This window comes from Mesorhizobium sp. WSM1386 (assembly GCF_055901595.1).
This window is the reverse complement of record NZ_CM148373.1, coordinates 1,807,938-1,826,959: the sequence shown is the minus strand read 5'-3', so window position 1 is coordinate 1,826,959 and position 19,022 is coordinate 1,807,938. Positions and strand designations below refer to the sequence as shown.

The following is a 19,022-nucleotide window of genomic DNA, read 5'->3' as shown; positions in this document are numbered from 1 at the left end:
GCGTTAAAACAAAGAGTTAAGCGAGGCCTAGGGCGGTGACGATCATGTCGATCGCCTTGATGCCGACGAAGGGGACGATGATGCCGCCGAGGCCGTAGACCAAAAGGTTGCGGCTGAGCAGCGCACCGGCGCCAATGGCACGATACTTGACGCCCTTCAGCGACAGCGGGATCAGCGCGATGATGATCAGCGCGTTGAAGATGATCGCCGACAGGATGGCGCTCTGCGGCGTCCCCAGATGCATGATGTTGAGCGCCTGCAGCGGGCCGGTCGTCTGTCCCGGCGCGACGTAGAAGACGGCAAACATCGCCGGGATGATGGCGAAGTACTTGGCGACGTCGTTGGCGATCGAGAACGTCGTCAGCGAGCCGCGCGTCATCAACAGCGCCTTGCCGATCTCGACGATCTCGATCAGCTTGGTCGGATCGCTGTCGAGATCGATCATGTTGCCGGCCTCGCGAGCCGCGACGGTGCCGGTGTTCATGGCCACGCCGACATCGGCCTGGGCAAGAGCGGGCGCATCGTTGGTGCCGTCGCCGCACATGGCGACCAGCTTGCCCTTGGCCTGTTCGTCGCGGATCAGCTTCAGTTTGTCCTCGGGCGTCGCCTGGGCCAGGAAGTCGTCGACGCCGGCCTCCGCGGCGATCGCAGCCGCCGTCATCGGATTGTCGCCGGTGATCATCACCGTTCGAATGCCCATGCGGCGCAGTTCTGTGAACCGTTCGCTGATGCCGCCCTTGACGATATCCTTGAGGTGAACGACGCCGAGCAGGCGCCCGTCGCGTTCCACCGCCAGCGGCGTGCCGCCGGACTTGGCGACCTCGTCGGCGATGGCCTGGAGGTCGCGGATGGAGTCACTGCTCGGGCGCACGCCATGGGCCGCCGATGCCGACTGGTTGACATGGGCGAGCACCGAATCGACGGCGCCCTTTCGCACCGACGAACCGTCGATGTCGACGCCGCTCATGCGTGTCTGCGCGGTGAAGGGCACGAAGGTGGCGTGCAGCGTTGCCATGTCGCGGGCGCGGATTGCGTATTTCTCCTTGGCCAGCACCACGATCGAGCGGCCTTCCGGCGTTTCGTCGGCGAGCGAGGCGAGTTGCGCCGCGTCGGCCAGTTCCTGCTCGGTGACACCCTTGACCGGGCGAAATTGCGTCGCCTGGCGATTGCCCAGCGTGATCGTACCGGTCTTGTCGAGCAGCAGCGTGTCGACGTCGCCCGCCGCCTCGACGGCGCGGCCGGACATCGCCAGCACGTTGAAGCGCACCAGGCGATCCATGCCGGCGATGCCGATGGCCGACAGCAGCGCGCCGATCGTGGTCGGGATCAGGGTGACGAACAGGGCGACCAGGACGGTCACCGGGATGTAGCCGCCCGAATAGGAGGCGAAGCTCGGGATGGTGGCCGTGGCCAGCACGAAGATCAGCGTCATGCCGACCAGCAGGATGTTGAGCGCGATCTCGTTAGGCGTCTTCTGGCGCTCGGCGCCCTCGACCAGCGAGATCATGCGGTCGAGGAAGGTATGCCCCGAGGCGGCAGTGATGCGCACGCGGATCCAGTCGGACAGCACCTGCGTGCCGCCGGTGACCGCCGAACGGTCGCCGCCGGATTCACGGATGACCGGCGCGGATTCGCCTGTTATCGCCGCCTCGTTCACCGAGGCGACGCCTTCGACCACCTCGCCGTCCGACGGGATGATGTCGCCGGCCTCGACCAGCACGGCATCCCCGACTTTCAGGCTGGTGCCGGGCACCAGTTTGTATTTTGTGCGATCCTCACCGGTCAAAAGCTTGGCCTGGGTTTCGGTGCGCGCCTTGCGCAGCGAATCGGCCTGCGCCTTGCCGCGGCCTTCGGCCACGGCCTCGGCGAAATTGGCGAACAGCACGGTGAACCACAGCCAAATGATGATCTGCAGCGTGAATTTGAAATCGCCGCCGCCGGTGACCAGGTCCCTGGCGAACAGGACGGTCGTCAGCGCCGAGACGACGGCGACGACGAACATGACCGGGTTCCTGATCAGGGTGCGCGGGTTCAACTTCCGGAAGGCTCCGCCGACAGCGGGCCACAGGATGCCGGCATCCATGATGCTGGCGGATTTGGACTGGCTCATTTGTTGGCTCCAGTATCGATGTTGTTGGCGGGCACCGATCGCTCGGATGCCGAAAAGGGCGGGCCATAGACCAGCAGCCAGATCACGATCATGACTGCCGCAAGGCCCAGGAATGTGGAGATGGTCGGGAAGGGAGGGGGACTTGGCTCCCCCTCGTTTCCGGCCCGGGGCCGGTTCTTCCGTCGCATGATGTTGAACCAGGACATGATGTCGATCCAAGGCTGGGCCGTGTCAGAATGTCTGCCCATGGATCATGGCCAGGTGTTCGACGATCGGTCCGATCGCCAGTGCCGGGAAGAAGGTCAGGCCGGCGACGATCAGGATGACGCCGACCAGCAGGCCGACGAACAGCGGGCCGTCTGTCGGGAAGGTGCCGGCCGAGGCCGGGACCGTCTTCTTCGCCACCAGCGAGCCGGCGATGGCGAGCGCCGGGATGATGACCAGGAAGCGGCCCATCAGCATGGTGATGCCGAGCGTGACATTGTACCAGGGCGTGTTGCCGCTGAGGCCGCCAAAGGCCGAGCCATTGTTCGCCGCCGCCGAAGTATAGGCGTAGAGCACCTCGGAGAAGCCGTGCGGCCCGCCATTGGCCATGGACGCGACACCCGTCGGCAGCACCACGGCGATTGCCGTGAAGATCAGCATGGCCAGCGGCAGGCACAGGATGGCCAGCATCGCCATCTTGACTTCCTTGGCCTCGATCTTCTTGCCGAGATATTCCGGCGTGCGGCCGACCATCAGCCCGGCGACGAAGACGGCGAGGACGATGAACATCATCATGCCGTAGAAACCGGCGCCGACGCCGCCGACGATGACCTCGCCAAGCTGCATGTTGACCATCGGGATCAGCCCGCCGAGCGCGGTGAAGCTGTCATGCATGGCGTTGACGGCGCCGCACGAGGCGGCCGTGGTGATGACCGCGAACAGTGCCGAGAGGGCAATGCCGAAGCGGCTCTCCTTGCCTTCCATATTGCCGCCGTCGATGCCGAGCGAATGGATCAGCGGATTGCCGGATGCCTCCGCCCAGTAGCAGATGGCGACGCCGGCGATGAACAGGACGCCCATGGTGGCCAGGATCGCCCAGCCCTGGCGCTGGTTGCCGACCATACGGCCGAAGACGTTGGTCAGCGCCGCACCCAGCGCGAAGATCGTCACCATCTGGATCAGGTTGGAGATGGCGTCGGGATTTTCGAACGGATGCGCGGCATTGGCATTGAAGAAACCGCCGCCATTGGTGCCGAGCATCTTGATGGCCACCTGCGAAGCGACCGGGCCGAGCGCGAGGGTCTGCTTGGCGCCCTCCAGCGTGGTGGCGTCGACATAGGGACCGAGCGTCTGCGGTATGCCGAGCCAGACATAGACCAACGTCAGCACGATGCAGAGCGGCAGGAGGATGTAGAGCGTGCAGCGGGTCATATCGACCCAGAAATTGCCGATGGACTTTGCCGAGGCACGGGCAAAGCCGCGGATCAGCGCGACGGCGATCGAGACACCGACGGCGGCCGACATGAAGTTCTGCACGGTGAGGCCGGCCATCTGCACGAGGTAGGACATCGTGCTCTCGCCGCCATAGTTCTGCCAGTTGGTGTTGGTGACGAAGCTGGCGGCGGTGTTGAAGGCGAGATTGGCGTCGACAGACGCCATGCCGGCAGGATTGTAGGGCAGCACGCCCTGGAGCCGCTGCAGGACATAAAGCACTAGGAAGCTGGCGACGCTGAAGAACAGAATGCCCGCCGCATAGGCGGTCCAATGTTGTTCCTCGCGCTCACTGGTTCCCGAAATACGATAGAGCCCGCGTTCGACCGGGCCCAGAACCGGCGACAGGAATGTCCGGTCGCCATTGAAGACGCGGTACATGTAACCGCCGAGCGGCTTCACCAGCAAAACGACGATCCCGCAGTAGACGAGGATTTGTAGCCATCCGTTGAGAGTCATGGTCTTCGGCCTTCAGAAGCGTTCTGGACGAACGAGGGCGTATGTCAGGTAAACGAGCAGGAACAGCGTCACGCCGCCACCGAGAATGTAGTCGACAAGCATCTTGCGGTCCTCGCGTTAAAGAATGTCGCAGGCTTTGATGTAGGCGAAGGAAAGGACGAAAAACAAAATCCCTATTCCGAGAACGACGATATCCATCGTGTTTATTCCTTGCTTTCGCTTTTCTACGTTTCGCCCACTCGAAGCAGGTGGAAATTACGTGATACGGCGCGCCACACCTCGATTGGTGAGGGCGTTCGACGTTTTTGCTCGAGATGGAATATGGACCCGATCGCCATAAAGGTTCGAGACGGCGCGAAGCGGAAAGAAATAGGAATTTTATAAAGGTTTTTGGGCGTGGCTCGTCACCTTCGGCGCCCTGCCGCGCAGCCATCGAATGAGCCTGGTTCAGCGAGCTCGAGCGAAACGCCGGCGGACGGCTGATTGTCTCCATAAACGCCGGCAAACGTCATCAGCGTCCGCAAAGCCGTAGTTTCCGGCAGCAAAGTGAAAGCCCGGCTTGGAGGACCAGTGGCAGTCGATGCAGAATTGGCCGCTACGACGGGAGTGAATTCTAACTCAGGCGGCGTAGCCGCCGTAGCCGCGCGCGACAGCGCGCGTCACGATGACTGGCTCGATCTCGGGCCAGAGAATGCCGGCAGCCTGCGCGAATTCTACGAGCGCATGGCGGGCCTCATCCCTGGCGACGCAGCCTTCCATGGCAAGGCCACACGCCTCGACGGCATTGTGGTAAAGCGGACCACGGCGCGCGGTCGTCCAATTGGCCAGGAAATCATGCATTTCGGCCAGCGAGGCGATCTCGCGCTTGAAGCCGAGGCCGACGGTGAGGGCCACCGGTGAACGAAACAGCTTGTCGTGCATGAAACGGCTCCTGGTTGTAGCAGCGCTAGGAGAAATATCCGGGCTGGTCCACGAATGGGACGCCATGAAACGCGCGGAGCAGCGGGAGGTTCCAGGCCGAGCTTGCTGTTCTGTGGAACGGCGACCGCCTCGGGGCAGATCCGTAACGGTCGAAAAAAAGCGGACCCGGAAATGAAATCCGGGCCCGCTGGAGGAGTTGGTCATGCAGTTGAAAGCGGACGGTTGCCGAAGAACCAGAGGCTTCCGGCAGCCAAGGCCGCCACGATAATACCCACGATCACATGCGCCCACATGGCCGTCGCCAACCCCGAAAAGCCGAGGGCCCAAGGCGAGACCAGTGTCCACAGCCCAACCGCCAGATTTGCCCATTCCTCATAGGCATGGAAGGCGACCAGCGCACCCACGGCTATCAGGGCAATCACCGCACCGGCGATCCAGGCGTTCCAAGCTGCATAGGTTTCAGCCGCAAAGCCGAGATACCAGGGCGACAGTACTAGTGCTATGCCGGCGATCAGATTGACCACATCGATCACCGGACGATTTTCAGTTTTCAGCCATTTCTCCATTGTTCATTCTCCTTTCCTTATATGCTCAGTGCACCGCCCCTTGAGCGAGGGCGGGTTCGGCGGCCAGGGATTGCCCTTCGCCACCGCTAAGTTCTCTTCGTCGGCCGGGCCGAACGCGGTCATCGCCCGGCTGAGCGCACGGGCCCGGCCCGCCGCCGCAACGGCCAGCGCGAAACGGTTCGGCACGGTATTTTCACAATCGAGCACGATCATCGGATCCATGATGCCACCTCACGCTGCCTTCTGCTTCTGTTCAGGAACGGAAACGGCCAGTTTCGCTGTCGTAAGCTGCTCCAGTGCGAGCAGTGCCGATTCCACTTCGTCGAGCCGTGTCGGACGCGCGTTTTCAGGCATCCCTTCGGCCGTCGCGAGATCCACAAGATACTCGTTCCACGCCCAGTTGCGCAGGATGGCGCGTTTCTCGTCGACTGTCAGAAGAGGATCGACAACGAGGTCCATCGGCGATGCATAAAGCGCCTCAGGATCGGCCAATGCCGGTCCATAATGCGAGGCCTGTGAAACGGCACCGTAGCTGCTCGTGAGCAACGCCAGTTGCAGGCGGTTCCAGACAAGGTCCCCGCCGGCCTGCAGCCGCTTTTCGGCACTGGAGGATTCCGCGGATTTTTCCGCCGCGGGATTTACCTGAACCGAATAAGCGAGGCCCTGACGTTCGGCATAGTCGATGGCCGCCTGAACCGTCGGAAAATCGAGCTCCACCTGAGTCAGCGTGTCACCACTTCCGGTGTAGCCCATCAGCGGTTCGATGACCGGCGCCATACGCCGCTCGAACACCAGACGCCAGCCTTTCGGCCGCGCACGGCCCGAGGTCGTGACTGAACGGGAAGGCTTGTAGATCCGCGCGACCGCATCACGCGGGAACTCGGATCTGCCGAATGACAGCGCGCGCTTGCGATTGTCGTTTGCCGGTGCGAGATTTTCTGCGGCTTGTGTGACTTCTCTTTCTTCTTGCTTCTGCATCATTCCATCCTCCCATTTTGCGAAGGATGCGTCGGAGGCGGCTGCCTGCCGCCCCCGACTTGCTCCATGCGTCAGTGGGTGATCGGGATGCGCTTCACCTTCGATTGCGCGTCTGGGTTCTTCGGCAGCGTCAAGGTCAGGACGCCATTGGCAAAGGACGCCTTGACCTTGTCGTCCTCGACCTCGTAGCCGAGAGGTATGCGCCGCTCGAAGCGACCGTAGAAGCGCTCGGAGTAGCCCTTCTCTTCGGTCTCCGACCGCTTTTCGCCACGCAGGGTCAGCACGTCCTCATCGAGCAGGACTTCGATGTCCTTCTCTTCCATACCGGGAACCTCGGCGGTGACGCGAAGCTCATTGTCCGACTCCGAAATCTCCACCTTCGGCCAGCCATTGTCGAAAGACGAGAGCTGCCCCACGGAAGGCAAACGCGTCTCGAAGCTCCTCAACACATCGTCAAAGAGCCTGTTTACCTCACGGTGAAGCGAAACAAAGGGATCGCCACCGCCATAGATGTTGGGGGCCTGGTTGTTGTTGCGGCCCCACAGGATAAGGTCACGCATATTCATCTTCATTCACCTCCATGTTCAAGCGCGGCACCGGACGAGCGCCGGTGGCTGTCGCTTCTGGTTCACTCTGACTTCAGGCGGCGTTCTTCTCAGCTTCGATCTGCCGTGGCTTCGCTTGGGCCGTGCTGCCGGCGATGGCGATCCGGCGCGGTTTCATCTCTTCGGGAAGCTCGCGCTTGAGATCGATGTTCAGCAACCCGTTTTCCAGGCTGGCGCCGACGACCTTCACATGGTCTGCCACTTCGAACTGCCGCTCGAAGGCGCGCCCGGGAACGCCGCGATAAAGATACTGGCCGTCGTCCTCACCCGATTGCGAGCCGCTCACAAGCAGCAAGTTCGGTTGATGAGTGATGGTCAGTTGATCCTGCGAGAAACCGGCTACCGCCATTGTGATGCGATAGTCGTCCTCACCGGTCTTGGCGATGTCGTAGGGCGGCCAATTGTCTATCGCGATGACACGACTCGCATTTTCAAGCAGGTTGAAAATGCGGTCGAAGCCGACGCTGGATCGGAACAACGGGGTAAAATCGAGGTTTGTCTTCATAGCCACATCCTCCTTTGAGCAACATGGTTACAACAGACGCCAAGGGGAGCCTTAGCGCCTCCTGACTAAGCGCCGGCCCCATCAGGCGACCGGCGATTGTCGATTTAGAACAGTTAGTTGCGTATTCAAGAGGCCATAGGAAAATTTTCAGGCAAGATCCGACGTAGGGGGGATGGGCAGGAGGAACGCACTCGGTTTTCCGCTGGCGAATTCCTCGTCAGCGGAAGACCCCTGGGATTCCTGAAAGGCGGCATTCGCTCAAAGTCGATCTACCAATGCTGTGAATCCGGCGGCAGCGATGTCGAGGTCATGACTGCGACTGGCGGGAAGCGTCTCGCATTGATCCAATTGGCGCAACGCATCCATGATGGCATCGAAGCCAACGGGTTCGGTGACCCCGGGCGGCATGCGCAGCGCCGGCATCGATTCCACTGCACAGGTATCCGATGCCCATGATGATAGGATTGCACGCTTCTCCTGGACGTCCAGCGTCTCGTCGATCAGCACGTCCTGAGGTCGCTCGAAATGCCGTGCCGGATGCAGCAATCGGTCAAGAAAAACATCAGGGCCCTCGGGCCCCACTTGGGGAAAACTCGTCGAAATGGCTCTTTCCATCGATGGTCCTCCGCTTCCAAAAGGCTCCTCTGTTGACGTCATCTTGGTGGCTCTCGCGATTTCCACCGGCTGAAATTTTGGAGAGTTTCGACCAAATTTCAATATTCCCGCAAGGGCACCACCTTCGTGGTTCAACACCATAAAGGTTCGAGACGGGGCGAAGCAAAAAGAAACAGGTTTTTGTTAACATTTTCGGGCGCGGCTCAGAATGGTGGCAGGCCAAAGGCGGAAGGCTACCAAACACCGATGTCGGGTGACTAGGCCCGCGACCCGCCCCACGTCTCGCGGCATCCGAGGGCAATCCCATGAAAAGTGTGACACGGTTTTCCCGGGAAAGCGCGTAGCGCTTTCCCTTGGGAATTGCGTGAAAGCAACGGGATAGAGCGGTCTGTCGTTTCCGTGAAACGGTGAAACGGCTTTAGAATCGATCGTTCACCGCTGTGAACCGGGCATGTGCGAATAGGAGCGATGGGTTGCGCTCGAGCCGCACGACAGTGGGAGGCTTTGCGTGAATCCTCTGGCCTTCGGCAAAGGCCAGGGCGAAAGATTTCAACGTGAAAGAGTAGGTGCGCTCCTCGTCATGTTCAACAATTCGCACTAACCACTCACCGTCGGCCTCAATCACTTCAATACGCGTTGCCAGAGGGCCTCCATAACTGGCCAGATAACCATCAACGTTGCGCTGGGGAACAGGCACTGGTTTCCTCCCGATGTAGCGAGACATGCATCTATGCCAATCAAGATATCGGGTGGGCTGAAATAAACTATGACATAGCTCACACGGGTTCGGCGGGCACGGGCAATGGCATGCCAACGAGCCCCGAAAGTGAAAGCGCCAGGAGGGGTCGACGCGGCATGAGCCACCCGTTACAGAGGCTCGGCACTGTAGTTTTCTCTGCGACCCACCCATGGCGGATCAGCGGATAGGTCCACTGGCTGCCAACAAGTTCGTCAGGCTATTAAGAAGCGCATCAAAATTCTTACGCCGGCGAGACCTCCCAAGCCGAGGAATGCACCGACAATCCAACCTCCCAGGCCCAGCACTATGGCGCCAGTGAATCCGTCGTGGTGGTAGCCAGTCATGCTGCCAAGCAGCACCCCTGCCAAGCAAAGTGCGACAATCCATGCCGTGCCCAGCATTTTCCCTAGTTTGCTCATTTATCAGACCCCGGTCGATCTCGATCCTTACCTGCCGAACGTTACTGAATAACTGATCGGACGCGTCAATTTGGATGGTCGGTGGTTGCTCGTCTGCTTTGCGTCGAAGTCCATCGTTCAGATGATTGGGGTTTGACCCATGGAGCGTTTGGCCGGTGGGGAGACTTTCAGGGATGGTAAAGGCAAGGCCGTTGGCAACGCCATGCACCCAAGTACGGGCTTGATCTAGATTGGTCTAAGTAATCGACATCTCTTCAGCTAAGTAGCTGATTTACCAAGACATACTGCCGCCGATGCCCTTCCCGAGAGATGGGTGACAGTTCATTCCGGATAGATGGGTTACACTTTGGGCCCTTTGCAAGGAGAGCAAGGTGCCTTGGAAGGAGTGTAACGTCATGGAAGAGCGGCTGAGTTCGTCGCCCGGTTGCTGGACGGCGAGAAGATGGCGGTGCTTTGCCGGGAGTTCGATATCTCGCGCAAGACCGGCTACAAGATCCTCACGCGCTACAATGACAGCGGCCTTGAAGGGCTGACGGATCGATCGCGCCGGCCCTATCGCCACGCCAATCAGCTTCCGTTTCAAATCGAGAAGCTGATTGTGCGCCTGAAGCAAGATAAGCCGACATGGGGGGCGCCGAAGATACGCGAGCGGCTGGCCCGGCTGTATCCCGATGTGCACCGGCCCGCGATCTCGACAGTGCATGCGGTGCTCGACCGGCACGGCATGGTCGAGCACCGCAAGCGAAGGCGCAACAGGGCGACGGGGACACCGCTTTCAAACGGCTATCGACCCAACGATCTTTGGTGTGCCGACTACAAGGGCGAGTTCATGCTCGCCGACCGACGTTATTGCTATCCCCTGACCATCACCGACTTCGCCAGCCGCTATCTCATCGCCTGCGAGGCGCTGTCGACCACCAAGGAAGCCTTTGCCTTCACCGTGTTCGAAAGCGTTTTCAAAGAGTTCGGCCTGCCCAGCGCGATCAGGACCGACAATGGCGTTCCCTTCGCCAGCCCCAACGCGCTGTTCAACCTCAGCAAGCTGTCGGTCTGGTGGCTGCGCCTGGGCATCGACATCGAGCGCATCAAGCCGGGCTGCCCGCAGCAGAACGGGCGCCATGAACGCATGCACCTCACCCTGAAGAGGGAAGCCACCAAACCGGCAGGCGCCAATTTCCTTCAGCAGCAGGCCAGGTTCGATGACTTCATCGACGAGTTCAACTCAGAACGCCCGCATCAGGCACTCGGCATGGACTGTCCGGCAGAGCGCTACACGCCCTCAACGCGCCCCTACACCGGCCTGCCGGACCTCGACTATCCGTTTCACGACAAGGCTGTCACCGTCACCACCTGCGGCCGCATCTGCTACAATCGCAAGAAGATCAATCTCAGTCTCGTCTTCGCCGGCCAGACCGTCGGCATCAAACAGGTCGAGGACCATATCTGGCTGGCTACCTTCATGGACTATGATTTGGGATATTTCGACGATGAGACATGCAGGCTCGAACCACTCCAAAACCCTTTCGGGCCAAAAGTGTTACCCATGTCTCCGGTATAAACCGTAACCTATGTGTCCGGAACGGACCCGAAAGAACTGGCGGAGAGAGCGGGATTCGAACCCGCGTTACGGTCTCCCGTAAACACACTTTCCAGGCGTGCGCCTTCAACCACTCGGCCACCTCTCCGTCCTTGCATGTCGCGCCGGCCGGTTTCGCCGCGCGGGTTGGGGAGATGCATCTCCCTTAGGGCTGCGATGCGGAACTTCCGCGCCATGGACGCCGCCCAACCAGCGGACGTCCTTCCCCTGCACCTGAGCCGTCGAAGCAACAGGCGCGGGGCTCATCTAGTCGATCCCGCGCCGAATGCCAAGCCATAACGGCAGTCTATTCGCTTTGCCGGCGACATGGGATTTCGCGGGCCGCCGGCAGATCCGCTTTTGAAGCGCCGCCACCCGAATGATGTGCACAGCCAGGACCGCGGGGGCGGCCGTGCTTGACTTCGCCTCGAACGAACTGTCGAGTGACCGGGAGGCTTTGCGGGGGCACCGGCCGGACATGACGTCAAACAGCGGAATTCCGGGCAACGCGCCGGACAATGACAAGGCGCCGTCCGGGCGCCCAGGCAATAGGCCGCACAACGGCCCAGATAGCGGATTGTCCTTCGTCCCGGTAGCATGGCTCATCTTCGTCATGGCGTGGTCCGTCTACGGCCTGGCGTCATCCTGGTGGCTGTTCGGGAATTCCGGCCTGCCGGACGACATCTTCTATTTCCTCATGGGCGGGCTCATCGTCGACGTCGTCACGATCCTGTGGGGGCTTTACCTGCTCGGCCTCGCCTTTGGCCGCTCAGCGCGCTTCCCGCGCCACTTCATCATCTGGCAGGCCGTCATCATCATCTGGTCGCTGGCAAGGCAAGCCTATGTGCTTGCCTCGCCGAGGTTTGTTTTCTCCGCCGAGAACCTGGCCATCACCGGCGCCGAGATCGCCATCGGCCTGCTTTGCATCTACCTGCTGCGCCGTGGCTCCGGCGCCGAAACCGTCTTTGCCAAGCCGGAGACCGAAGCGCCGTCGGTCTTCGTTTCGATTGTCGCGGCCGTGCTCGGCATCATCCTCGGCGCCGTTATCGGCGCCCTCGGCGGTTTTTTCGCCGGCTCGGTGATTGCCGATGTCGCCGAAGTAAGCTGCTTCGAGGGCGGCTGCGGATATTTCGCCGCGTTCATCGGCCTGGCCGGACTGGTGGTCGGCGCCATTGCCGGCGGCATCCTCGCCGTATGGCTCGTTCACCGGCGCAGGCACAAGCCAGCCGTTCAGGGACCCGCCACATAGGGCCAGCCGCATCGCATGGGAAGAGAATGCGCGAGCCTTCAAATTCGCGTATCGTGATTGCGGACCAGCCATACCCACTCTATTTCTCCTTTTCGGGACACGTGCCGGCGATCGGTTGGAAAGCGTCCAGGATCGGCCGGGGGAGAGCTTGATGTTTCGTTTCGTCTTTCGGCTTGCGGCCATGGTCGCGCTGTCGGTTTCCGTCATCATGGCGGTGCTCGACGCGACACGCACGGTGGCGGCCTCGGCGCTTGTGCTGACCCCGCTCAACACAAGCTGGCTGGCCGTCTCGCCGGATACGCGGGCGGCCTTCGAAACCTTAGTCCGCGCCAAGGCCGGTCCGCTGCTGTGGGACGGCGCCATCGCCTGGGTGCTCAACCAGCCGGGATTTGCGGTGTTCGCGGTGCTGGCCTTCCTGCTTTACGCCATCGGCTACAGGCGGCAGCGCCGCACGGGGCAGTTCGCCGCCAACTGATCGGTTTCCTGCTCCCTGCCCGGCGACGGGCCACCTTCCAACGGCTTGCGCGCAAGGATCGGACTGCGGCGCGGCTTGCCCGGGGCACGCTTTTCCAAAAGGTCAAAATTCCACGTGAATTTTGTTTCGGGCCGTGCCAGATTGCCCGGGAGCGGGAGGGGAATACACTCCTGGCTGACGTCGCGTGCCTGCCGGTGAACCGGGCAGGCAAGCGGTGCGTAACGGAAAAAATAACCGACAGGGTGTGGATCACATGAAACGTATCGTTCTCGGCCTCCTGGCCGCAACCGCAATGGTTCTTCCGGCTTTCGCCGCGGATGTGCAGCCGGCCATCCTTTATGACCTCGGCGGCAAGTTCGACAAATCCTTCAACGAGGCTGCCTATCACGGCGCCGAGAAATTCAAGACCGAGACCGGAACCGCCTATGTCGAGTTCGAGGTCTCCAACGCTTCGCAGCGCGAGCAGGCGCTGCGCCGCTTCGCCGAGGACGGCCGCAACCCGATCGTCATGGCCGGCTTTGCCTGGGAGGATGCGCTCAAGGTGGTCGCCAAGGAATATCCTGACCTCAACTTCGCCATCATCGACGATGCCGTCGATCTGCCCAATGTCCGCTCGCTTGTCTTCAAGGAGAATGAAGGCTCCTATCTCGTCGGCATCCTGGCGGCGATGGCCTCGAAGACCAAGAAGGTCAGCTTTATCGGCGGCATGGACATTCCGCTGATCCGCAAGTTCGAATGCGGCTATGTCGGCGGCGCCAAGTCGGCTGGAGCGACCGACGTCATCCAGAACATGACCGGCGACACGCCGGCGGCCTGGAACGACCCGGCCAAGGGCGGCGAGATCGCCAAGACGCAGATCGACCAGGGCTCCGACGTGGTCTACGCGGCGGCCGGCGGTACCGGCGTCGGCGTGCTGCAGGCGGCGGCGGATGCCGGCAAGCTTGGCATCGGCGTCGATTCCAACCAGAACGGCCTGCAGCCAGGCAAGGTGCTGACCTCGATGATGAAGCGCGTCGACGTTGCCGTCTACACCGCCTTCATGGACGGCAAGAACGGCACCTTCAAGGGCGGCTTGCAAAATCTCGGCCTCAAGGAAGGCGGCGTCGACTACGCCCTGGACGACAACAACAAGGCGCTGGTGACCGACGAGATGAAAGCGGCGGTCGAAAAGGCCAAGGCCGACATCATCGCCGGCAAGCTCGAAGTGCACGACTACACCGCCGACAACGCCTGCCCGTACTGATCGGTAATCACCGATTTGCGAACCGCCGGGCCTTGTCCCGGCGGTTTTGTTTTTGAAGGCCGGAGGCCGAGGCAGGCCGGTCGCATGGGACAGCCCCGCGAGCGCCCTATGCGATTGCTCTCGATCTCAGGGCAGAAGCGCGCTACCCGTCGACCAAAGCCCAGCGAGATAGCCAAGCGCGAAAACCGTAATCAGCACGATCGCGACGATGGCCCCGCGCCGGCCGCCAAGCGAATGCACGTCGACGCCATGGGGACGGTGCTCCAGCTTGCTGATCACCGGCTTCGCCCCGTCCTGGCCGACCACACGCATCTGCGGCAGTTCGGCGATGCGTTGCGTCACCAGCGCCCAATGATTGGCGCCACCTGGCTTTTCGGCGCGGTCGAACATATGCATGCGTTCGGCAAGCTGCACCACCGCGTCGCGGAAGGCCGGGTCGATTTCCAGATCGCGCTCGGCCCGTTCGCGCTCCGCGTCGTTCATAAGGCCAAGCACATAGTCACCGGCCCTTGCGATGCGGTCGCTCATGATTGCGCCCTCCCCTTGTTCCTCACCAATGTGGCGGCTTGGTCACCGGCACGTCGGGAGCGGACTGCTCCTCCAGCGCCAGGAAACGGTCGGTCAGCGCGTCGAGCTTGCGCTGCATGCGCTCGATCACCTTCCACTGCTCGGCAATCTGGCCTGACAGTTCCTCGATGGTCTTCTCCTGCTCGGCGGCGCGAATTTCCAGCGTCGTCAGCCGGTCGGCGGGCATGGTCATTAGCAATCCCTGGCTTTCATCAAGATGCTGATTTCGGCTCGTCATATTAGCGAATATGAAGGCCACGGACACGTTGGAAATTGACAAGCGCACCGGGATTTGCCGAGAGTGGACGCCGCTCCGGCCGATTGGCATGGGCGGAGCGTCATGCTAGGCATTTTGACCAAGCGATAAAAAATAAGAGTGGGACTGGCTGCATGGCGCAAGCCGCTATCGAACTGATTGGCATCAACAAAAGTTTTGGCGCTGTGCGCGCCAACCGCGACATCAACCTGGAGATCGCGCGCGGCACCATCCACGGCATCGTCGGCGAAAACGGCGCCGGCAAATCGACGCTGATGTCGATCCTCTATGGCTTCTACCAGGCGGACAGCGGCGAGATCCACGTTGGCGGCAAGCCGGCATCGATCAAGACGCCCAACGACGCGATCGCGCTCGGCATCGGCATGGTGCACCAGCATTTCATGCTGGTCGACAATTTCTCGGTGCTGGAAAACATCATCCTCGGCGCCGAAACCAACGCCTTGCTGAAGAGCAGCATCGCCAAGGCGCGTTCCGAGCTGGAGCGGCTCGAGCGCGAATACGGGCTAGAAGTCGATCCCGACGCCATCATCGAGGAATTGCCAGTCGGCCTGCAGCAGCGGGTCGAAATCCTCAAGGCGCTTTATCGCGGCGCCGATATCCTGATCCTCGACGAGCCGACGGGCGTGCTCACGCCGGCCGAGGCCGACCATCTCTTCCGTATCCTCAAGCAGTTGAAGGAACAGGGCAAGACGGTGGTGCTGATCACGCACAAGCTGCGCGAGATCATGGCCATCACCGACACAGTGTCGGTGATGCGCCAGGGCACGATGGTCGCGACCCGCGAGACCAAGAAAACCACCGTCGGGGAACTGGCCGAACTGATGGTCGGGCGCCGCGTGCTGCTCCGGGTCGAGAAGGGCGAGGCGGAAGCAGGCGGCGTCAAGCTCGCGGTCAAGAACCTGACGGTCAAGGATTCCCGCGGCGTCACCATGGTCGACGACATCTCCTTCAATGTGCGCGCCGGCGAAATCGTCGGCATCGCCGGTGTCGCCGGCAACGGACAATCCGAGCTGATCGAGGCGATTTCCGGCATCAGGCGCGCCGTTTCAGGCTCCGTCATGCTCGACGGCAAGCCCATCGATCTCACCGGCAAGGCCGACCCTGGCGAATTGCGCGACCGCGGGCTCGCCCATGTGCCGGAGGATCGCCACCATGTCGGGCTGGTGCTGGCCTTCGAGGAGAACGAGAATTCGATCCTCGGCTATCACGACGACCCGCGCTATCTCAAAGGGCCGTTCCTCAACGTCGAGGCCATCATGGCCGACGCCAAGGACAAGATCGAGAAATACGACATTCGTCCCGGCAATCCGCGGCTGAAGACCGCCAACTTCTCCGGCGGCAACCAGCAGAAGATCGTGCTCGCGCGGGAGATGGAACAGGACCCCGGTGTGCTGATCGTCGGCCAGCCGACGCGCGGCGTCGACGTCGGCGCCATCGAATTCATCCACAAGCGCCTGATCGCCATGCGCGACCAGGGCAAGGCCGTGCTAGTGGTGTCTGTCGAGCTCGACGAGATCCGTTCGCTCTCCGACCGCATCCTGGTGATGTTTGCCGGCCGCATCGTCGGCGAGCGCGGCCCCGAGGCGACCGAAGGCGAGCTTGGCCTGCTGATGGCGGGCGTCGAGCGCCAGGAGGCTGCGGAATGAGCACGCCTTATGCCAAGCTGCCGGCCTGGGCCGACTACGGGCTGATCCCGCTGATCAACCTAGCGGTAGCTTTCATCGTCGCCGGCTTCGTCGTGCTTCTGGTCGGCGAAAATCCGTTCCGCGCCGCAATCATCCTGGTCGAGGGCGCCTTCGGCAAGGGAACGGGCATCGCCTTCACCCTCTTCTATGCCACCACATTCATCTTCACCGGGCTGTCGGTTGCGGTGGCGGCGCATTGTGGCCTGTTCAACATCGGCACCGAGGGGCAGGCCTATATCGCCGGCCTCGGCATCGCCATTGTCTGCCTGCCCTTGGACAGCGTGTTCCCGTGGTGGCTGACATTTCCGTTGGCGATCGTCGCTTCGGCGCTTGTGGGCGCGTTGTGGGCGCTGATTCCCGCCTATCTGCAGGCCAGGCGCGGGTCGCACATCGTCATCACCACCATCATGTTCAACTTCATCGCCGCCTCCGTCATGGTCTACCTGCTGGTCGGCCCCTTGAAGCCGGCGGCCTCTCAGGCCCCTCAGACGCGCAACTTCCTGCCCGGCGCCGAATTGCCGAAGCTCAATTGGATCATCGAATTGTTCGGCACCAAGATCCGCTCGGCGCCGCTTAACGTCACCTTCCTGCTGGCGCTGGTCATGGCCTTCCTGGTCTGGCTGCTGATCTGGCGTACCAAGCTCGGCTACGAAATGCGCACCTACGGCCACAGCCCGAAGGCGGCGCGCTATGCCGGCATTTCGGAGACCCGCATCATCATCACCGCCATGATGATCTCGGGCGCGCTCGCCGGCATGATGGCGCTCAATCCGGTGATGGGCGACCAGCACAATGTCGCGATCGACTTCGTTTCCGGCGCCGGCTTCGTCGGCATCGCCGTGGCGCTGATGGGGCGCCTGCATCCGGTCGGCATCGTGTTGGCGGCAATCCTGTTCGGCATGCTCTACCAGGGCGGCGCCGAACTCGCCTTCGAGATGCCTGCGATCAGCCGCGACATGATCGTCATCATCCAAGGGTTGGTGATCCTGTTCGCCGGCGCGCTGGAGCACATGTTCAGGCCATACATCCAGGCGTTGTTCGCCTCGTTCAGTCCGGGATCTGTCGGGATGGAAGCGGTCAAGGGAAAGGGTGCCTGAGATGGATGTCTTTATCGCCATCGTGCAGATACTCGACTCGACCATCCGCCTGTCGGTGCCGCTGCTGCTGGCCTGCCTCGCCGGCCTTTATTCCGAGCGTGCCGGCATCTTCGACATCGGGCTCGAGGGCAAGATGCTGGTCGGCGCTTTCGCCGGCGCCGCCGCCGCTTCCGTGTTCCATTCGGCCCTTCTCGGCCTCGGCATGGCCATCCTGATCTCGGTCGCCTTCGCGCTGGTGCACGGCTTCGCCTCGATTACACACCGCGGCAACCAGATCGTCTCCGGCGTGGCTATCAATTTCATCGCCGCCGGATCGACCATCATCCTCGGCCAGGCCTGGTTCCAGCAAGGCGGGCGCACGCCGGCACTTGGACCTGGCGAGCGGTTCGACGCGATCATCTGGCCCGGCGCCGAGGCGGTTCGCGGTGTGCCGATCATCGGCCCAATCTACGCGGAACTGATCTCCGGCCATTCGATTCTTGTCTATCTTGCTTTCCTGATGGTGCCGTTCACCTGGTGGGTGCTGTTTCGCACCCGGTTTGGCCTCAGGCTGCGCGCGGTCGGCGAAAACCCGGCCGCCGTCGACACCGCCGGCATCTCGGTCGCCTGGCTGCGTTACCGCGCGCTGATCTGCACCGGCATCCTCACCGGCGTTGCCGGCGCCTACCTGTCGATGGTGCAGAATGGCGGCTTCGTGAAGGACATGACCGCCGGCAAGGGCTACATCGCGCTGGCCGCGCTGATCTTCGCCAAATGGAAGCCGGTCAACGCCATGTTCGCTTGCCTTCTGTTTGGCTTCCTCGACGCGGCGGCAATCCGCCTGCAGGGATCACCGCTGCCCTTGATCGGCAAAGTGCCGGTGCAGTTCATGCAGGCGCTGCCCTATATCCTCACCGTCATCCTGCTTGCCGGCTTCATCGGCAAGGCGATCCCGCCGCGCGCCGGCGGCGTGCCCTATGTCAAGGAACGCTGAGACCGCACCAGCGGGAAATCGCAGCGGTCGAAATCGGCACCGGCTTTTTGAACAAGATCATGGGAGAGAAGTACTGAAATGTCGCATGATCTGTTCGAGGCGGCCAGGGCCGCCATGGCCAAGGCCTATGCTCCCTACTCGAAGTTTCCGGTGGGTGCGGCCTTGCGCACCGAGGACGGGCGTGTCTTCACCGGCGCCAACATCGAGGTCGCCTCCTATCCCGAAGGCTGGTGCGCCGAGACCACCGCGCTGGGCCATTACATCATGGGCGGCGGCGGCAAGATCGTCGAAATCGCCGTCCTTGCCGAGCGCATGGCCAAATGCTCGCCTTGCGGCGGCTGCCGCCAGCGGCTAGCCGAATTCTGCCGACCGGAAACCAAACTCTATCTCTGCGACAATACCGGCGTCGCCGAGACCGTGACCATGGGCGACATGCTGCCCTACGGTTTTCGCGGCGATATTCTCAAGTGAAAGATCGGCTCCAATG

At 61.9% G+C, this 19,022-nt stretch carries 22 protein-coding genes, 1 tRNA gene and 1 pseudogene; 8 read left to right on the top strand and 16 right to left on the bottom strand.

Going from position 1 to position 19,022, the window contains the following annotated elements; all coding sequences use genetic code 11:
• Nucleotides 1–16: 16 nt before the first annotated feature.
• The 13 genes from kdpB to AC0NIH_RS08930 all read right to left on the bottom strand — a co-directional run bounded on the left by kdpB (nt 17) and on the right by AC0NIH_RS08930 (nt 9,393).
• Nucleotides 17–2,110 carry a potassium-transporting ATPase subunit KdpB gene (gene kdpB / locus AC0NIH_RS08990; RefSeq protein WP_473464884.1) on the bottom strand — a complete coding sequence of 698 codons (2,094 nt, stop codon included), beginning with the start codon at nt 2,108–2,110 and terminating at the stop codon, nt 17–19.
• The gene (locus AC0NIH_RS08985) at nt 2,107–2,316 is read right to left on the bottom strand and encodes a hypothetical protein (RefSeq protein ID WP_023765890.1); all 210 of its coding nucleotides are present in this window, start codon (nt 2,314–2,316) and stop codon (nt 2,107–2,109) included. Before AC0NIH_RS08985 ends, kdpB begins: the two co-directional genes overlap by 4 nt.
• A 25-nt stretch (nt 2,317–2,341) precedes the next feature.
• Nucleotides 2,342–4,045 carry a potassium-transporting ATPase subunit KdpA gene (kdpA, locus tag AC0NIH_RS08980; protein WP_473464881.1) on the bottom strand — a complete coding sequence of 568 codons (1,704 nt, stop codon included), beginning with the start codon at nt 4,043–4,045 and terminating at the stop codon, nt 2,342–2,344.
• Between the two features lie 12 nt (nt 4,046–4,057).
• Nucleotides 4,058–4,147: a K(+)-transporting ATPase subunit F gene (locus AC0NIH_RS08975; protein ID WP_023669708.1), complete on the bottom strand. Its 90-nt coding sequence runs from the start codon at nt 4,145–4,147 to the stop codon at nt 4,058–4,060.
• A gap of 516 nt (nt 4,148–4,663) precedes the next feature.
• On the bottom strand, nt 4,664–4,966 hold the full coding sequence (locus AC0NIH_RS08970) for a DUF982 domain-containing protein (protein WP_473464878.1): 303 nt from the start codon (nt 4,964–4,966) through the stop codon (nt 4,664–4,666).
• 200 nt (nt 4,967–5,166) lie between these two features.
• Nucleotides 5,167–5,532, bottom strand: coding sequence for an SPW repeat protein (locus tag AC0NIH_RS08965; protein ID WP_224687367.1), 366 nt, complete (start codon nt 5,530–5,532; stop codon nt 5,167–5,169).
• Nucleotides 5,533–5,535: 3 nt separating this feature from the next.
• Nucleotides 5,536–5,754 carry a hypothetical protein gene (locus tag AC0NIH_RS08960; protein ID WP_473464874.1) on the bottom strand — a complete coding sequence of 73 codons (219 nt, stop codon included), beginning with the start codon at nt 5,752–5,754 and terminating at the stop codon, nt 5,536–5,538.
• A 9-nt stretch (nt 5,755–5,763) separates the two neighbouring features.
• Nucleotides 5,764–6,510, bottom strand: a complete 747-nt coding sequence (locus tag AC0NIH_RS08955; protein WP_023778597.1) for an NADH dehydrogenase ubiquinone Fe-S protein 4 — start codon at nt 6,508–6,510, stop codon at nt 5,764–5,766.
• Between the two features lie 71 nt (nt 6,511–6,581).
• Nucleotides 6,582–7,076: an Hsp20/alpha crystallin family protein gene (locus AC0NIH_RS08950; RefSeq protein WP_473469854.1), complete on the bottom strand. Its 495-nt coding sequence runs from the start codon at nt 7,074–7,076 to the stop codon at nt 6,582–6,584.
• Between the two features lie 73 nt (nt 7,077–7,149).
• Complete coding sequence (locus AC0NIH_RS08945) at nt 7,150–7,620, bottom strand: Hsp20 family protein (RefSeq protein ID WP_474025187.1); 471 nt, start codon at nt 7,618–7,620, stop codon at nt 7,150–7,152.
• Nucleotides 7,621–7,878: 258 nt separating this feature from the next.
• Entirely contained in the window at nt 7,879–8,235 is a 357-nt protein-coding gene (locus tag AC0NIH_RS08940; protein ID WP_473469833.1) for a hypothetical protein, read from the bottom strand.
• Nucleotides 8,236–8,653: 418 nt separating this feature from the next.
• Entirely contained in the window at nt 8,654–8,959 is a 306-nt protein-coding gene (locus AC0NIH_RS08935) for a hypothetical protein (RefSeq protein WP_245272762.1), read from the bottom strand.
• Nucleotides 8,960–9,186: 227 nt separating this feature from the next.
• Nucleotides 9,187–9,393: a hypothetical protein gene (locus tag AC0NIH_RS08930; protein ID WP_287270218.1), complete on the bottom strand. Its 207-nt coding sequence runs from the start codon at nt 9,391–9,393 to the stop codon at nt 9,187–9,189.
• 371 nt (nt 9,394–9,764) lie between these two features.
• On the opposite strand from AC0NIH_RS08930, the pseudogene AC0NIH_RS08925 reads away from it, so the two are divergent.
• Nucleotides 9,765–10,951: pseudogene (locus tag AC0NIH_RS08925) on the top strand (IS481 family transposase).
• 37 nt (nt 10,952–10,988) lie between these two features.
• Here AC0NIH_RS08925 and AC0NIH_RS08920 read toward each other — a convergent pair.
• Nucleotides 10,989–11,078: transfer RNA gene (locus AC0NIH_RS08920), tRNA-Ser, on the bottom strand.
• Nucleotides 11,079–11,582: 504 nt separating this feature from the next.
• On the opposite strand from AC0NIH_RS08920, the gene AC0NIH_RS08915 reads away from it, so the two are divergent.
• From AC0NIH_RS08915 to AC0NIH_RS08905, 3 genes are all read left to right on the top strand, one after another.
• Entirely contained in the window at nt 11,583–12,218 is a 636-nt protein-coding gene (locus AC0NIH_RS08915; RefSeq protein ID WP_473562690.1) for a hypothetical protein, read from the top strand.
• Nucleotides 12,219–12,369: 151 nt separating this feature from the next.
• Entirely contained in the window at nt 12,370–12,693 is a 324-nt protein-coding gene (locus AC0NIH_RS08910) for a hypothetical protein (protein WP_352712417.1), read from the top strand.
• Nucleotides 12,694–12,946: 253 nt separating this feature from the next.
• Nucleotides 12,947–13,936: a BMP family lipoprotein gene (locus tag AC0NIH_RS08905; RefSeq protein ID WP_013893047.1), complete on the top strand. Its 990-nt coding sequence runs from the start codon at nt 12,947–12,949 to the stop codon at nt 13,934–13,936.
• 126 nt (nt 13,937–14,062) lie between these two features.
• Here the strand turns inward: AC0NIH_RS08905 and AC0NIH_RS08900 are convergent, their stop codons facing one another.
• Together AC0NIH_RS08900 and AC0NIH_RS08895 are read right to left on the bottom strand one after the other, a co-directional pair.
• Nucleotides 14,063–14,464, bottom strand: coding sequence for a hypothetical protein (locus AC0NIH_RS08900; protein WP_473463911.1), 402 nt, complete (start codon nt 14,462–14,464; stop codon nt 14,063–14,065).
• 22 nt (nt 14,465–14,486) lie between these two features.
• A complete protein-coding gene (locus tag AC0NIH_RS08895) occupies nt 14,487–14,696 on the bottom strand; it encodes a SlyX family protein (protein WP_013893045.1) in 210 nt (69 codons plus the stop codon).
• Between the two features lie 197 nt (nt 14,697–14,893).
• Between AC0NIH_RS08895 and AC0NIH_RS08890 the strand changes: the two genes are divergently transcribed.
• From AC0NIH_RS08890 to cdd, 4 genes are all read left to right on the top strand, one after another.
• Nucleotides 14,894–16,426 (top strand): ABC transporter ATP-binding protein, encoded by a 1,533-nt coding sequence (locus AC0NIH_RS08890; protein WP_473463908.1) that lies wholly within the window; start codon nt 14,894–14,896, stop codon nt 16,424–16,426.
• Complete coding sequence (locus AC0NIH_RS08885; protein ID WP_224687377.1) at nt 16,423–17,562, top strand: ABC transporter permease; 1,140 nt, start codon at nt 16,423–16,425, stop codon at nt 17,560–17,562. The genes AC0NIH_RS08890 and AC0NIH_RS08885 overlap by 4 nt, the downstream gene beginning before the upstream one ends.
• Before the next feature lies 1 nt (nt 17,563).
• Complete coding sequence (locus tag AC0NIH_RS08880) at nt 17,564–18,535, top strand: ABC transporter permease (RefSeq protein ID WP_013893042.1); 972 nt, start codon at nt 17,564–17,566, stop codon at nt 18,533–18,535.
• A gap of 78 nt (nt 18,536–18,613) precedes the next feature.
• The gene (gene cdd, locus AC0NIH_RS08875; RefSeq protein ID WP_023779295.1) at nt 18,614–19,006 is read left to right on the top strand and encodes a cytidine deaminase; all 393 of its coding nucleotides are present in this window, start codon (nt 18,614–18,616) and stop codon (nt 19,004–19,006) included.
• Nucleotides 19,007–19,022 lie beyond the last annotated feature (16 nt).